The sequence below is a fragment of the Herbaspirillum sp. RTI4 genome, from assembly GCF_034313965.1.
In the GTDB taxonomy this organism is placed as follows: Bacteria; Pseudomonadota; Gammaproteobacteria; order Burkholderiales; family Burkholderiaceae_D; genus Herbaspirillum.
The window spans coordinates 2,833,854-2,849,368 of sequence record NZ_JAVIWQ010000002.1 but is presented as its reverse complement, the minus strand read 5'-3'; the positions used below and the strand labels follow the sequence as shown (position 1 = coordinate 2,849,368).

The 15,515-nt window shown below is 53.0% G+C and carries 16 protein-coding genes and 1 tRNA gene; 16 read left to right on the top strand and 1 reads right to left on the bottom strand.

Features of this window, described 5'->3' with window-relative positions:
• Nucleotides 1-100: 100 nt before the first annotated feature.
• Nucleotides 101-403, top strand: a complete 303-nt coding sequence (locus tag RGU70_RS12660; protein ID WP_322209754.1) for an HU family DNA-binding protein — start codon at nucleotides 101-103, stop codon at nucleotides 401-403.
• 348 nt (nucleotides 404-751) lie between these two features.
• Here RGU70_RS12660 and RGU70_RS12655 read toward each other — a convergent pair.
• Nucleotides 752-828, bottom strand: a tRNA-Arg gene (locus RGU70_RS12655).
• 848 nt (nucleotides 829-1,676) lie between these two features.
• On the opposite strand from RGU70_RS12655, the gene RGU70_RS12650 reads away from it, so the two are divergent.
• From RGU70_RS12650 to RGU70_RS12580, 15 genes are all read left to right on the top strand, one after another.
• A complete protein-coding gene (locus RGU70_RS12650; protein ID WP_322209753.1) occupies nucleotides 1,677-3,605 on the top strand; it encodes a methyl-accepting chemotaxis protein in 1,929 nt (642 codons plus the stop codon).
• Between the two features lie 30 nt (nucleotides 3,606-3,635).
• Nucleotides 3,636-5,231, top strand: coding sequence for a chemotaxis protein CheW (locus RGU70_RS12645; RefSeq protein ID WP_322209752.1), 1,596 nt, complete (start codon nucleotides 3,636-3,638; stop codon nucleotides 5,229-5,231).
• An 18-nt stretch (nucleotides 5,232-5,249) separates the two neighbouring features.
• The gene (gene cheB, locus RGU70_RS12640; protein WP_322209751.1) at nucleotides 5,250-6,308 is read left to right on the top strand and encodes a chemotaxis-specific protein-glutamate methyltransferase CheB; all 1,059 of its coding nucleotides are present in this window, start codon (nucleotides 5,250-5,252) and stop codon (nucleotides 6,306-6,308) included.
• A 13-nt stretch (nucleotides 6,309-6,321) separates the two neighbouring features.
• Nucleotides 6,322-6,954 (top strand): HEAT repeat domain-containing protein, encoded by a 633-nt coding sequence (locus RGU70_RS12635; protein ID WP_322209750.1) that lies wholly within the window; start codon nucleotides 6,322-6,324, stop codon nucleotides 6,952-6,954.
• A 7-nt stretch (nucleotides 6,955-6,961) separates the two neighbouring features.
• Entirely contained in the window at nucleotides 6,962-7,804 is an 843-nt protein-coding gene (locus tag RGU70_RS12630; RefSeq protein WP_322209749.1) for a protein-glutamate O-methyltransferase CheR, read from the top strand.
• The gene (locus tag RGU70_RS12625; RefSeq protein WP_322209748.1) at nucleotides 7,801-8,175 is read left to right on the top strand and encodes a response regulator; all 375 of its coding nucleotides are present in this window, start codon (nucleotides 7,801-7,803) and stop codon (nucleotides 8,173-8,175) included. The genes RGU70_RS12630 and RGU70_RS12625 overlap by 4 nt, the downstream gene beginning before the upstream one ends.
• A complete protein-coding gene (locus tag RGU70_RS12620; protein ID WP_322209747.1) occupies nucleotides 8,172-10,817 on the top strand; it encodes a chemotaxis protein CheA in 2,646 nt (881 codons plus the stop codon). Before RGU70_RS12625 ends, RGU70_RS12620 begins: the two co-directional genes overlap by 4 nt.
• Complete coding sequence (locus RGU70_RS12615) at nucleotides 10,817-11,059, top strand: hypothetical protein (protein WP_322209746.1); 243 nt, start codon at nucleotides 10,817-10,819, stop codon at nucleotides 11,057-11,059. The genes RGU70_RS12620 and RGU70_RS12615 overlap by 1 nt, the downstream gene beginning before the upstream one ends.
• Before the next feature lie 9 nt (nucleotides 11,060-11,068).
• Nucleotides 11,069-11,443: a response regulator gene (locus RGU70_RS12610; protein ID WP_322209745.1), complete on the top strand. Its 375-nt coding sequence runs from the start codon at nucleotides 11,069-11,071 to the stop codon at nucleotides 11,441-11,443.
• 2 nt (nucleotides 11,444-11,445) lie between these two features.
• Nucleotides 11,446-12,684, top strand: coding sequence for a methyl-accepting chemotaxis protein (locus tag RGU70_RS12605; protein ID WP_322209744.1), 1,239 nt, complete (start codon nucleotides 11,446-11,448; stop codon nucleotides 12,682-12,684).
• 174 nt (nucleotides 12,685-12,858) lie between these two features.
• Nucleotides 12,859-13,737 (top strand): STAS domain-containing protein, encoded by an 879-nt coding sequence (locus RGU70_RS12600; RefSeq protein ID WP_322209743.1) that lies wholly within the window; start codon nucleotides 12,859-12,861, stop codon nucleotides 13,735-13,737.
• The gene (locus tag RGU70_RS12595; protein ID WP_322209742.1) at nucleotides 13,734-14,135 is read left to right on the top strand and encodes an STAS domain-containing protein; all 402 of its coding nucleotides are present in this window, start codon (nucleotides 13,734-13,736) and stop codon (nucleotides 14,133-14,135) included. The genes RGU70_RS12600 and RGU70_RS12595 overlap by 4 nt, the downstream gene beginning before the upstream one ends.
• Entirely contained in the window at nucleotides 14,119-14,541 is a 423-nt protein-coding gene (locus tag RGU70_RS12590) for an anti-sigma regulatory factor (protein ID WP_322209741.1), read from the top strand. Before RGU70_RS12595 ends, RGU70_RS12590 begins: the two co-directional genes overlap by 17 nt.
• Nucleotides 14,538-14,930 carry an ATP-binding protein gene (locus tag RGU70_RS12585; protein ID WP_322209740.1) on the top strand — a complete coding sequence of 131 codons (393 nt, stop codon included), beginning with the start codon at nucleotides 14,538-14,540 and terminating at the stop codon, nucleotides 14,928-14,930. The genes RGU70_RS12590 and RGU70_RS12585 overlap by 4 nt, the downstream gene beginning before the upstream one ends.
• Complete coding sequence (locus tag RGU70_RS12580) at nucleotides 14,927-15,508, top strand: SpoIIE family protein phosphatase (RefSeq protein ID WP_322209739.1); 582 nt, start codon at nucleotides 14,927-14,929, stop codon at nucleotides 15,506-15,508. The genes RGU70_RS12585 and RGU70_RS12580 overlap by 4 nt, the downstream gene beginning before the upstream one ends.
• Nucleotides 15,509-15,515 lie beyond the last annotated feature (7 nt).

The following is a 15,515-nucleotide window of genomic DNA, read 5'->3' as shown; positions in this document are numbered from 1 at the left end:
GCTTGCCTCAAACGACCAGATGCGCCAAAATCTGTGTCGGCATCGCATGCTGTGCATCAAACCATTTCCGAAGTATTTATCTCATCTTTGAAGGTATTCAATGAATCGTTTAGAACTCGCCGAAGTAATCTCAGAAAAACACGACTTGTCGAAGGCTGAAGCGGCCAGAATTATTGCGACCGTTACGGAGACGATTGTGGCGACGGTTAAGAAGGGCGGCACTGTTGGTATTGTTGGTTTTGGCACTTTCAAGCAAGTGGGCCGCGCAGCGCGTTCCGGCTTCAACCCTAGCACCGGCGCGAAGATCAAGATCCCGGCAGCAAAAGTTCCGAAGTTCGTGGCAGGCGCCGGCTTCAAAGATGCAGTGGACCCAAAAGCCGCAAAGCGCAGAGCAGGTAAGTAATTTCTCATCGCGTATGGCGGCAAAGCCATGCACGATGATGACGGCAAGCCGTTGCTGGTAATGGCTACGTTAAGAGACAGGGCGACAAGCGCATATCGGCGCATGTCGCCCTGTTTTGTTTATGGCGCATCGTGAGTGTGATGAGTGTCATGAGCAAATAGCTGCCAGCCGGGATGCGTGCAAAATGCAGGCGTAAAAAAACGGGCTGGCGTACAGAACGCAAACCCGTTAATCAATCATTTGAAATACCCATGCCCCGGTTAAGGCGGCAGTAAAACTTGTGTCAGTCAATTTTTTCGCATTACCAAAAGACAAAGGGGCCCATCTTGCGATGGACCCCTTAACGTCTGGTGCGGCTGGCAGGAATCGAACCCACGACCCCTTGGTTCGTAGCCAAGTACTCTATCCAGCTGAGCTACAGCCGCGAAAGACAAAATTATAGTCTGCTTCCGCCAGGAATGGAAGCGATATGTTGAAGATTAAACATATTTATATCGATTAAGGCCATGCGAGTGCGGCGGAGCTGGTTTTAACCCCTCAACCCCTCAACCCCTCAACCCCTCAACCCCTCAAACCCTCAAACCCTCAAACCCTCAAACCCTCAAACCCTCAAACCCTCAAACCCTCAAACTCTCAAACCCTCAAACCCTCAAAAGGGATGGCCAGCAAGCGAATTCACGGGAAAAAGAAATCGGACCGAGCGGTTCTATGGCCCTTCATGCGTAGATTGCTGACCATTTACAAGTTTTGCAATCTCAGTGCAGTTCAATTATCTGCTGCAGCTGGTCCGCATGATCAAGTCCAATCTATCACCTCCGTCAAGTCAATCTCCTTCTAATCCGCTTCGTCATTGGTCGTTTTGTAGTTTGGTTTGTAATTTCGCGATTTTCATTCCGCATTCGCTTTTCAATTTTGATGTGACCTTAAATCTCGAGGATGGGGCGCTCGCGAATCATTCCCATATTCGCGCCAGTGTCGATTTTTAGCGGGAAAGACAGTCCCGCCATGATCCCAAACGTAAATCCGGGAGTCAGGTGGTCGCGAAAACTTTATCCGACCATCAATTATGGCAAATAACAATATTTAATTTAAATATTTAATTTAAACAATTAAATTACTTATTTGCTGTTTTTGCTGTTATTGTTCGCTCGCACCATTGATTTTTGCCGAATTACAGGAAATTAGACTGCGGCGGTGTTTTTGGCAGGCGTATCCCGTCAGGCAAATAAATCTGGCGGATTTGATCGATAAAGCACAACAACTGGAGTCCATCATGGCCCTTGTAAAAAAGTTTTCCCATTCAAACGCGGCTTCCAGTTCGGAAAACGTCAAATCCAACGCCAATGCCGCCGGTTCCATCCGTGATGCAGAAGCCCAGCGTCGCAAGGCGCGCACCATGGCCAAGCAACAGCAGGCGGCTGAGCGCATTGCCGCAGCGACCAGCGAACTTTCCTCGGGAATCAATGAGGCATCTTCCGCAGCAGAAGTTCTGAATCGTTCATCGGGTCAAATTGCGTCGGGCGCGGAAGAAGCTTCTGGTGCCGCTCAGGAATCGCTGGCAGCGCTCAAGCAAGTCGAAGGCGCGATCGCCCGCCAGTTGCAGAACGCAGATATCAGTCAGACCAAAGCAGAAGCCGTCATGATTCTGGTTTCCCAGATCAACACCGAAGTCACCACGCTCATTGCCAACATCAGCGTCGCGGCAGAACGTCAGGGCGCTTCCGTCACCATGGTGACCGAGCTGGAAAAACAAGCCGCCGACATTGGCGATATCGTCAAAGCAGTCGCACGCATTGCCGACCAAACCAATCTGCTGGCGCTGAATGCCGCGATTGAAGCTGCGCGCGCAGGCCGTCATGGCAAGGGATTTGCTGTTGTCGCGGACGAAGTACGCACACTGGCAGAAACATCAGAAAAAAGTGCCAAACAGATTCAGGAACTGGTGGGGCAAATTCAACTGGAAGTCAAAGGCATCGCAGAAGGTATGGGTTCGTCGGTCGAACGCGTGTTAAGCGAAGTGGAAAACGGCAAGCGCATCACCACGCAACTGGAACAGATTCGTATTGACGCGATAGAAATCGTCGGCGGCGTTCGTGAAATCGCTACTGGTGCATTGCAATCAACGAATGCCGCGAAACAATCGCTGAAGGGATCGGAAGACATTGCCGCCGCAGCAGAAGAACAATCCGCTGCCGCCGAAGAGTCCGCCAAGACGGTCGCTCAACAAAGTCAGGCACTGGCCGAGTGCGAACAATCCGCGCAAAGTCTGGCCGAACTGGCAGAAGATTTAAAAAATTCCACCGACGTGGCAAAGAGCGCCGAAGAAGTGGCTTCAGCAGCAGAACAGTTGTCCTCCGCGGTTCAGGAAATCAGCCGTTCCGGCGCGCAGATCATGTCCGCTATCGATCAGATACTCAAGGGCGCACAAGTGCAGTCGGCAGGAACCGAAGAAGTGGCAGCGGCTATTTCTCAAATTGAAAAGGGCGTTGAAGTTGCTCAGATGCGCGGCAAGGCCAGCGGTGAAAAAGTGATTGCGATTAAAGCCCTGCTGGATGTCAATAAAACCAGCATTGACGGCCTGATCGAAGGCATTTCTTCTTCCGTGGATGCCTCGCGCGTCAGCCTCAAGCAAATCAAGGCACTGGAGCTGGTATCGCGCCGGATCGACAAAATTGTCGACGCCATCACCACCGTATCAATACAAACCAACATGCTGGCCGTCAACGGCTCCATTGAAGCCGCGCGCGCCGGCGAATTCGGCAAGGGCTTTGTCGTGGTCGCTACCGACATTCGCAATCTGGCCGAAGATTCCGCAGAAAATGCCGACCGCATCAAAGACCTGGTCAGCGCCGTGCAAGATCAGATCGGCATCGTTGGCCGCGACCTGGATGAAATAATGGCCACCGCGTCAGGCGCAGCAGAAAAAGCCAAAACCATTACGTCCAGTCTGGTCGCCATCGAAACCGATATTGCCGCGGTCGATACCGGCACCCGTGAAATTCTGGGCGCTGCCAATGAAATCGCCTCTGCCATTACGCAAGTCAAAACCGGCGTCGATCAAATCTCGGCTGCCGCGCAACTGGCTGACAAGCTGGCAAACGAAGCTGCGACTGTGGCGCAGCAACAGTCCAAAGGTGCGGAACAACTCTCTGCAGCCGTTGAGGAAATCGCCTCTCTGGCCGATGAATTGCAAAGCGCTTGATGTTCCCATCTGTGACACCAGGAGACTGCCATGAGTGATGAACAGCTGGAAAATGCGCAGGACGAAAACAGCCGCATGAGCGTGAGTTTGGAAGAGACAGATTCCGCTCCGGCAGAGAGTTTCAGTGATATCCATCAGTTTGTCACCTTCATCGTTGGCGATGAGGTATTTGCTGTGGATATGGCTCCGGTTCAGGAAATCATCCGTGTTCCTGACATCGTCCGCGTTCCCTTGTCGCCGCCTACGCTGGAGGGGCTGGCCAATCTGCGCGGGAAATTGCTGCCTATCATCAGCCTGAGCCGCATCTTCGGGTTCCCCGAGCGTGCGTACGACGATGCCACGCGCGCCGTCGTGATCGACCAAGGTGCGCAATCACTGGGCTTTGTTGTGGACCGCGTCGTGAGTGTGGTCGGCGTTGATCCTCGGCATATCGAAGGCACTGAATCCATCAGCGCCAATATCAACACTGACCTGGTCTCCGGCGTACTCAAGGACATCAGCGGCTATCCGATGATTATGGTGCTTGATTTCGCCAGGTTGATTGTGCGGGAATTCAGTGATGCCGGTTCCCGTTCCGACAAGCAAATAAACGATAGTCACGAGCAATCCGAAACCGACGCCACGGTGGAAGAAACAATCAGCGACGAACTGCATTTGGTGAACTTCGAAGTGGCCAATCAGGAATATGCCATCGCGATTACGGATGTGCAGGAAATCGTGCAAGTGCCGGAACTGATTGTGAAGGTCCCCCATTCCGAATCGCATGTTCTGGGAATCATGACCTTACGCAACCGGCTACTGCCGCTGGTATCGCTGCGTCGCATGTTCGGCTTACCGAACCGCGAAGTCGATGAAAGCAGCCGCATCGTCGTCGTGGCACTGGGGGCGGATTCCGTCGGTGTAGTGATGGACAGCGTCAATGAGGTACTCAGTGTGCCGCTGTCTGAAGTCGATCTGATGCCAGGCATGCTCGCCCGCGAAGGCAACTTGTCGGAAATAACGCAAATCTGTCGTCTCGACGGTGGCAAGCGCTTGGTTTCCATCTTGTCGGTAGGCAGCATGTTTCGGCACGCCGCTATCAAAGAAGCCCTTACTACGGTAGACACCATGAGCGATGAACAAAACATTGATGAAAATGAAACGCTGGGCGACGTCGCCGTAGAGGACGAAGAACAGGTCGTCATTTTCATGCTGGGCAAGGAAGAGTTTGGCGTTCCAATCGACAGTGTGCAGGAAATTGTGCGCGTGTCGGAATCCTTGACCCGGGTGCCAAAAGCACCGCCGGAAGTCGAAGGCGTCATCAACTTGCGCGGTGCCGTGTTACCCGTCATGGATCTGCGTCGTCGCCTTGGCCTGGAACCTTTGCCGCGCACCGATCAGCAACGCATCATGGTTTTTCTGATTGAAGGCGTGCGCACCGGCTTCATCGTCGATTCGGTGTTGGAAGTCTTGAAAATTCACAAAGCCACCATTGAAGCCGCACCACGTCTCTCCAGCACGACTTCGCAATTGCTGGCGCGTATGGCCAATCTGGAAAAACAAAAACGGATGGTGCAGTTGCTCGATCCGTCTCATCTGATTGAACAGCCAGAACTGGAGGCGCTGATTCAATTGGCCGCAGCGTAACTTCAGGTCTCGACCAACATGATCAAACTTCTCATTGTGGATGACTCTGCCCTGATGCGTCGTCAACTGACGATGTTGTTTGAGGCCGAACCGGACTTTGAAGTGCGTAGCGCACGCAACGGGCTGGAAGCGGTTCAGGAAAATCTGGAGTTCGAACCGGATGTCATGACACTCGACATCAACATGCCCGCCATGGATGGGTTAACTGCTTTGTCGGTCATCATGCAGCAACGTCCTTTACCGGTCGTCATGATTTCGTCACTGACAGAGAAAGGCGCTCTGGCTACCTTTGAAGCCCTGAATCTGGGGGCGGTCGATTACGTCGTCAAACCCGGCGGCACGATTTCATTATCGATTACCGATATTGCCGAACAGGTCGTCGATAAAGTCCGCGCCGCCAGTCGGGCGCGACTGAAACAAAAAGGGGTCAAAAAAATTGCCGCGCCAGTGATGGACCGGGCCCTTCCTGAAAGCTCCTTTTCCGCACGGCGCGCGAATATCGGAGAAGGTCTTGTCGTGATCGGTGTTTCCACCGGAGGACCCAGCACGCTGGAAATGATTTTGCCGACACTGCCCGCCGATTTTCCATGGCCCGTCGTGGTAGCGCAGCACATGCCGGGCAGCTTCACCCAATCGTTCGCCAACCGCATGAATGATTTGTGCGCGCTACAGGTGGTGGAGGCCAACAAGCCAATGACACTGGAAGCGGGCACGATTTATATCGGCAAGGGTGGTGCCGATGTCCTGGTTGTCCGGCGCAATGGGAAATTGAGTGTGATTCCGAAACCTGAAAACACCGATTTTTTGTGGCACCCATCGGTTGAGTTATTGGGTCGCTCGGCTTTGGAGCATGTGCCAGCGACGCAGTTGCTGGGTGTCATGCTTACTGGTATGGGGTCAGACGGTGCCGCAGCGTTTGCAGAAATAAAGAAACGGGGCGGTCGTACGATTGCTGAATCTGAAGATTCGGCAGTGGTGTTCGGCATGCCTGCCGAACTGATTAAGCGCGGCGGTGCATCGATGACCCTGCATGCTGAAAAAATCGGAACCCAGATCAATTCCTGGCTTCCTGGCTGAACAAGGAGAAAACATGGCTTTCATAAGACAACCTACTGTCGCTGTCGCATCCAGCGAGAACCGGGAACAACGCGAACAAGACCGGGATGTTACGTCGCTCATGACGCAATTGCAGGATAGCGATCCGGCCGTTCGTCGTTGGGCCGCACGCGATTTGTCGTGCGCGCCAGAGGCAACTGCGGCGCTGGTGGCGCAGTTGTATTGCGAAACCGATAAATCGGTACGACAAGTGATCCTGACCAGCCTGACCCGACTGGGCAATGACATTGCTGTCGCCGGACTGGTGAGCTGGTTGCGCAGTGAAGATACGGAAATGCGCAACGAAGCCATCGAAGCCATGAAGGTGCTGACCGACGAAGTCGCCCCCATCATGAGTGGCTTGCTGATGGATGACGATTCCGATGTACGCATCATGGCCATCAATGTTCTGGAGTCATTGCGACACCCCGATGTGGAACAGTGGCTGATTGAGGTCATCGAGCGCGACTCTGTGGTCAATGTCTGCGGTACGGCGCTCGATCTGTTGAGTGAGCTGGGTACTGTCGCATCAAAGGATGCGGTGTTGCGGCTCAGGTTGCGCTTTGCAGACGAAGCTTACATTCAGTTTGCTGCCAACCTGGCGCTCAAGCGAATTGGGGAGGCCTGAGCAGACTATGGCGACCATTTTGATTAGTGACGATGACTTCAAAAAATTCCAGGAATTTTTCTATCGTAAAACCGGAATTCAGTTCGAAACGTCGAAGCGTTACTTTGTAGACAAGCGGCTGGTCGAGCGGATAAACGCGACTGGCAATGACAGTTTCCGCAGCTACTTCACTTTTCTCCGTTTTCAGACCTCCGGCGTGGAATTGCAGGCCCTGGTCAACCTGATGACGGTGAATGAAACCTATTTTTTCCGCGAATCTTATCAATTCGACTGTCTGGTCAATGCTATTTTGCCGGAAATTGTCGCAGGGAAAAAAGACCGTTCACCGATACGGATCTGGGTCATTCCCTCGTCGTCAGGTGAGGAGGCCTATTCCATTGCCATTTCCCTGACCGAGCGCTGGGCCGGCATTAACGACTGGGATGTGGAAATCATTTCTTCCGATATTGATACCGGCATTCTTGAGCAGGCGCGAAGAGGCATGTATTCAGCGCGTTCGATAAAACATCTTCCCAAAGCCTATTTTCTGAAATATTTCCGGCAGGTTGACGATCAATTCCAGCTCAGTGCAGACATGCGCAGCGCGGTCGAATTCACGCACGTCAATCTGATGGATCCGAAGGACGTACGTCCTTATCGCAATTTCGATGTGATTTTCTGCCGCAACCTGTTGATTTATTTTGACGATGTTTCCCGTAAACAGGCAGCGGAAACTTTCTACGATGCACTACGGCCGGAAGGCTTCATCTGTCTGGGACATTCCGAATCCATGAGCCGCATTTCTTCGCTCTACAAGATTCGTAAATTTTCAGAGGCGATCGTCTATCAAAAACCTGGGGATGGAAAATGAAACGTATTTTAATCGTCGATGACGCCGCCACAGTTCGCCTGTTTCACCGCACCATCCTCGAAGAGGGCGGTTACTTTGTTGATGAAGCGATCAATGGCATTGAGGCCCTGGAAAAAGCGCTAGTCAATCCCTACGACCTCTATCTGGTCGATGTAAACATGCCCAAGCTCGATGGCTATGCCTTCGTGCGCGAACTGCGAAGTCATCCGATGCTGCCGCAGGCACCGGCAGTGATGGTGTCGACCGAAGCCAAGACCAGCGATCAGAACAAGGCATGGGAAGCGGGTGCCAATCTGTACATCATCAAACCCGCCAAGCCGGAGGTTCTGCTCAGGCATGTGCGCTTATTGCTTGGTGAGGTTGGGATATGACAGCGATCCTTCAACAATTCTTGTCGGAAGCGCACGATTTTCTGGAAGGCATCAGCGAAAAACTGTTGCAACTGGAAAGCGCCCCTGCGGATGTCGCTTTAATGGCAGAGTTGTTTCGTTTGGTGCATACCCTCAAAGGCAATTGCGGACTGTTCGATTTCCCCGAAATGTCACGCGTTCTGCATGCGGCTGAAGATGTCATGGCCGTGGTGCGGGATGGAGATCTGGAGTTTAGCCAGCAGCTTGCGGATTGTCTGCTCGATGCGTTGGATTTCGTCAATATGCTGGTTGACGAAATCGAAGCCAGTGGCGAGAGCAGTTCTGCTCATGCCAGCGCATCCGCCAATCTGGCACAAGCGCTGCGCAAGCTGATTTCTCCGCCCACCGGAAGCGAGCAAGTGGAGAGCAACATTCCGGTTCTGCAACGCGCACCGATGCAAGACATTAACGGGGACACCATGCCCCTGGCCAACGTACCCGAAGCGTTACGTATGGCGTGGTATCGACAAGCGATTGCCGGAACGCACTTATGCAAAGTGAGCTACACGCCGGAAGCGGAATGTTTTTTCAAGGGAGAAGATCCGTTTTATCAAGCGCGCCAACTCCCGGGCATCTCCTGGTTGCGCGTGACAAGCCTGCAGCCAGAGGTGCCGCTCGCTGCGCTCGATGCCTACTGCTGCACGCTACAGTTTGAAATCATCAGTACGGCCGGACGCGCCGCCATCGAGGAGCATTTTCGCTATGTTCCTGAGCAGATTGAGATCGTTGATTTATTACCGCATTTGTTTGTACATCCTTCCGGCGAGCAGCCGCATGAATCCGGCGAAGATGAATTCGTCAGTGGTGCTATCAGCTGTCTGGATCAAGGCGATGTCGCGAATCTGGAGCGCGAAGCCCGCATCTTGCTCGCGTATTCACCCGATGCGCTGTGGTGCAGTTCCGCATTGCGCTGGTTGCTGCTGATTATTGAATGCGAACCTGACAATCATCATGCGCTGCGTGCTGTCATCAGTTCTTTCCGCGCATTTGCCGCACTGGCAACAGTCAAGCCGACGATTGCAGAGAACGACAATGCCATCGTAGATACCGTTATTGCCGCCCAGCTTGTCGTACTCACGATGTCGGATGCGGTTGCCTGGTTACCGGGCCGGCTCAAGGCGGTTGTCGCCACATTGACGGCTTGCTATCGCAGTACTGGCAGGGAAGCCATGTTGCCGGGACTCAACGAGGCACTGGAGCAAGCCTTGCTGCAATCGTGCAGCACACCCTTGCGCAATTGGCTCACGCCAGTAGTTCCTGCCATAAGTGTTGATGCCACATTGTCGCCGTTGCCGACGAGTCAGGCAACGCCGCCAGCGTCCTCAGTCTCATCGGTCTCAGCAGTTTCAGCAGTTTCACCCGGGCCATCCACATCGGGCACCGAGGGCGAAGCCAAATTCGGCCGGCGTAGCGAAGACAGTTCCAGCAGTGTCAAAACGCTGAAGGTCGATCAGGAAAAAATAGACCGCCTGATGAATCTGATCGGCGAAATGGTCGTCGCGAAAAACGGTTTGCCTTATTTGGCCAGCCGCGCAGAAGAAGTGTTTGGCGTGCGCGATCTGGCGCGTGAAATCAAGAGCCAATACGCGGTGATCAACCGGATTGCCGAAGAAATGCAAGACGCCATCATGCAGGTACGGATGATGCCAGTGTCGTTTGTCTTTCAGCGCTTTCCCCGTCTGGTACGCGATTTGTCGCGCAAGCTGGGCAAGGAAGTCAGCCTGGTGCTGGAGGGCGAAGATACTGAAGCGGATAAAAATATTATCGAGGCCCTGGCCGATCCCCTGATTCATATCGTGCGTAACAGTCTGGATCACGGACTTGAGTTGCCGCAGGTGCGGATCGCTGCCGGCAAACCTGCGGAAGGGCGACTGCTGATTCGCGCTTCGCAAGAAGCTGGCCGGGTCATCATTGATATCAGCGACGACGGCAAAGGCATCGATCCGGCGATCATTAAGCGCAAGGCCTATGAGAAGGGCCTGATCGATGAGGCGACACTGGAACGCATCAGCGATCAGGAAGCCATCAACCTGGTGTTTGCTGCGGGATTTTCCACCGTCGATGTGGTCTCTGATCTTTCAGGACGCGGCGTAGGAATGGACGTGGTGCGCATGGCAGTTGAACAGGTCAATGGCAGCGTGAGTCTGGAAAGCGATCTCGGCAAGGGAACGCGCCTGCGCCTCTCATTGCCGCTATCGATTGCCGTGAGCAATGTGATGATTGTTGAGTCCGGCAAGCAAATATTCGGCATACCGATGGAGATGGTGGTCGAAACGGTACGCATACCCAGTACGTCTATTCACACTATCAAGACACAACAAACGGCGGTGCTGCGCGGACGTATCGTGCCGCTGCGTTCACTCAATACTTTACTGGCAACAGACCAGCCCCAGCGTCCTAACGATGATGATGAACTTGCCACCCTGGTGATTCGCCTGCAAGGCGAACACGTCGGCATCGTAGTCGATGATTTTCGTGGAGTGGTGGACATTATTCTCAAACCGATGGGTGGCATTCTGGGCTGCATGCAAGGTTATGCCGGTTCCGCTTTGCTGGGTGACGGCTCGGTGCTCATGGTGTTGAACCCCAAGGAGTTGCTCTGATGACGATCCGTTACGAAACCGATAGCGTCTTTTTTGAAGATGCCATCAGCGTCGATGATGCTGAAAATTTACTGCAGTGGTTGCAGGAAAATCCACAAGCCAAGGCTGATTTTTCTGCCTGCATTCATGTGCATGCCGCCAATCTGCAAGTACTGATGGCGGCGCACATTCAGGTAACCGCATGGCCACGGGATGACACGTTGAAGATCTGGTTGGAATCCGCCTTCGGCGCAAAAAATTAAGGAAATGAAATGACCAAGACCATCATGATCGTTGACGACTCGGCCACCATGCTGATGAGTTTGAGAAACAGTCTGGAAATATCGGGATTCAATGTCATTTCCGCCAGCGACGGTGTGATTGCCATGAGCACCTTGCAGGGCGGCGCCAAGCCAGATTTGATTATTACCGACATCAACATGCCGAACATGGGCGGTATCGAATTCATCGGTAAGGCGCGTGCATTGAGTGGCTTTCGCTTCATCCCGATTCTGGCGCTGACGACGGAAAGTCAGCAAGGGAAAAGGGATGAGGCCAAAAAGTTAGGTGCTACCGGCTGGCTGGTCAAGCCGGTGAGCACATCAGATTTGGGAAAAATCATCAAGCAGGTCTTGCCAGGAGCATGAACATGAACTTTTCATCTGCCGCCTGGCCGCCATCGGCAGGGCTTCTTTTACAGAGCTGGCGTGATAAAAGCGCCCTGATCGGATGGGGCAAGTTCGTTGTTTCCGGGGCCTTGCTGGCGATGATTCTGTCTCGTTTTTTGCCATCGTATTATTTTCAGACGCTGGATCAATGGATAGGGCGACCCGGAGACGCCTTGCTGGCTTTGGCCATGCTTGTCTTGAGCGGGTTTGTATTCGACGCATTTTTTCGGCGCGGTCTGACTGTGCAGAAAAAACCTTCTTTGGGGCCGGTCTTCGCTCCGTCTTCGGCCATTCTGGATGACCATCTTTTGCTTGATCAGGAAATTGATAACAAGCTTGGCGAAGTGATTGGCGACACCGAAGATTCTGCGTTGGCCATCATCAAAAATATTCGCAAACTTTACGATACGGCGAATGTGGTGGTCAACTATCTGGACAATTCGAGCGTGCATGGAAGCGATATTGGTAAAGAGATTCATCAAAGCGTGACTCATCTCTTGGATCTCGGCACCTTCATTGAGCAGTTGCCTGAAAAAATGGAGCGCGATTTACTTAATGTGCAACTGGTGAGAAAAGAAATCAAGGAACTCTACAGTCTGGTCGATGCGGTACGTTCGATGAGCATGCAATCCCACTTGCTGGCGATCAATGCGGCTATTGAAGCCAGTCGCGCAGGGGCTTCTGGCGCGGCTTTTCGGGCTGTTGCGGTGGAAATGCGGGTGCTGGCATCGAACTCCAATGAGGTGGCAAAACAGATTAACGCCGGCTTGTCGCGTGCGCGCCATGTGGTGGAAGACAGCATGGCCTTGAGCATAGAAAAATCGTCGCAGCACATAGGTCAGGTTTCCGATGCCGCCATTTCCATCCAGAAACTGCAAGACAATTTTGAAGATATGGGGCAGTACTACAAGACCCGTTTTGCCGTTGTAAGCAAACAGAATCACGATTTGAGCCGCGACATTGCTGATGCTCTCGGGCAGATTCAATATCAGGATGTGGTGCGTCAGTGCATAGATCGCATCCGGGGAGCGATCGGTCAGCGCAATAATTTTTTTCAGGAAGCCTTCGCGATGAACAATCCCAGCGTGGATGAGGGAGTGCAGTTGTCGCAAAGGATGAAAGGGATATTGGATGACTACGTGACCGAAGAACAAAAGCACAAACATTCGGCACGTCATAGCGATGAAGATACGACCGAAATGAAAATTGAATTCTTTTAGAGAAAAGCTGATTGCATCATGGTGCATGCAGAGTTCATCAAAGTGATGGTGCCGTGCAGTTGTGTAATCAGAGGTTTTTTTAGATAAATCGCAGCAAGAAGTACCGGCCAGACTACTGATGAAGGTAGTTGGTGAAAGAAATTATTATTTGGATCATCTGGAAAATATCAACCTATGAAAAATCACCATCTCCCTGCTCTTGACCACTTGTTGTCTACTCAGCGTTCACAGATCCATGAGAAATGGGTCGCCGAAATCATGGCGAGCTGGTCGACACTGCTGCCTAATACCTTCGATGTGGTTGAAATGCGAAGTCATACTTCGCAACTGCTGGAAGAAATTGCCAAGATTTTTTCTTCCTATCCTGGCTTTGGCTTGTGGGATTTTGGTGAGACGCATCCCTTGGTTCGCATCATGAGTGAGTTCAGCGCCAGTCGCGCTATCGCTGGATTTACGCCGACCGAAACAGCGCAATATGTGATGTGCCTTAAAAGCGTGTTGACCCTGACGCTGGTGCGTGAACTGATGGAGTCCCCCGCTGAGATGGAAACCAATCTGGCGGCGGTGGAGGATGTGATCGGACGCCTGACACTGGTGACTTTTTCTGCATTCGTTGAAACGCGGGAACGTATTATTTTGCAACAGAGCGCCTCGCTGGTGGAACTGTCTACACCGGTGATCCGACTGTGGGACCAGGTACTGTTGCTACCCCTGGTCGGTGTGATTGATACGGCGCGTGCGCGGAAATTTACCGAAAATCTGCTGGAAGCAATTACCCGCTATGAAGCCAGCGTGACCGTCATTGATGTGACCGGTGTACCGGTGTTCGACATTGCGGTTGCCCGCCATTTGATGCGCACCGTGGATGCAGCCCAATTGCTGGGTACGCGTGTGGTGATGACGGGACTGAACCCGGAAGGCGCACTGACGCTGACCAAACTCGGCATCACCTTGCCGCAAGTCATTACGCGCGCCACGCTGCGTTCGGGTGTGGCGGAGGCCTTGGCGCTGATTAGCCGACGCATTGTAGCCATCGGAGCGACTCCATCATGAGGATAGCCATTCCCCGACTGGGACGCATTTTGCTCGTCGCGATCCAGCAAGATCTGAGCGACGATGATGCCCTCGAATTTCAATCGAATCTGTTAAGCACGATTGCGGAAATTGAGGCATTAGGAGTGGTGGTCGATATTTCTGCGCTGGACGTGGTGGATTCCTTTATGGCGCGTGTCATTAATGACACGGCAAGCATGGCACGGCTACTGGGCGCGGAAGTGATCGTGTGTGGGATTCAACCGTTCGTGGCACTGACTTTAGTGGAAATGGGGCGTGGATTGCTGGGTGCGGACTGTACCTTTAATCTGGAACAGGGACTGCGAACCTTGCAGACGCGTATTGCTTCTCGGGGCGACTTCAGCCTCACAAAAGGAAACGATGATTTCCTACGCTAAATCCTATGCCACGATTGATATACGTACGACCAACGATATTGTCACCGGCAGACGGAAGGCGAGGGCATTAGCTGCCGCACTGGGTTTTGGCATGGCAGATCAAACCCGCCTGGCGACGGCTGTGTCCGAGCTGGCGCGTAATGTGGTCGAGTATGCCGGTAGCGGTAGCTGTGAAATTATCGATGCCTCTGACGCTATTTTCCATTGCGTGACGGTGATTGTTCAGGATAACGGACCGGGTATTGCCGATATTGATTCAGCCATGCGCGATGGCTTTAGCACCGGCGGCAGTCTGGGAGCCGGACTTCCCGGTACGCGACGTCTGGCCGATAGCTTTATGATCGAATCGAAACCCGGGCTGACGCGTATCACCATCAGTTTTTCGCTGCGGAAGGAATCCCTGTGAAATCGACTATTTCTCTCTTCATTCTGGAACACGCGGATATCGCCTCTGCTGTACGCACAGTGCGCATGCAAGCGGTGGAAGTCGGTTTTGGTGACGGGGGAAGTTATCGGATAGCCACTGCCGCATCGGAACTGGTAACGAATACGCTGGTTCATGGTGGTGGCGGTTTGCTGGAAATTCATTTCCCCCTGAAACGACGCGGTATTGAGTTAATCGCAACGGATTGTGGTTGCGGGATTGTGGATGTCGAGCAGGCAATGCAGGAGGGATTCAGTAGTATCGGCAGTCTTGGCTGCGGCTTGTCTGGCATTGCACGCTTGATGGATGAGTTGACGATTAACAGTCAGGTCGGGCAGGGAACGAGTGTGCGCGCATGCAAGTGGCTATGAACATAGGTTATTCGACGCGGGCTTTGGCAGGGGAAGTGGTGTGCGGCGATATGGGCGGCTGGTGGATACAGCCTCAACGGACTGTCTTTGCGCTGGCCGACGGCATCGGTCACGGTGTCGCTGCGCATCATGCGGCAAGTTGCGCGATGGAATGTATCTCCCGTCACTTGCACCGTAGTTGTGCTGAATTGTTCATGGCCTGCAATGAGGCATTGCGTAAGACAAGGGGAGCGGTGCTTGCCATTGCCGTGGTCGATGCCGTGACGAATGTGATGACACTGGTTTCCATGGGCAATATCAGAACGATCGTCTGTTCCGGACTGCGACAAAACCGGCTCAGTACGGAACGTGGAATTGTGGGTGCTTGTTTGCAAGCGCCACAGGTACAGGAAATTGTGTTGACGCCGGGCGACATGGTGTTGATGTATTCGGATGGACTGGATGAATGGACCAAGCTTAGCGCCTGCTTTGATGATGCCGACCCAAGTCCGCAACGACTTGCTGAGCGGATTTTGGCACGCTGGGCCATAGAGCGTGACGATGCCAGTATTTTTATTTACCGACACACCGTCGTATAAAAAGGAT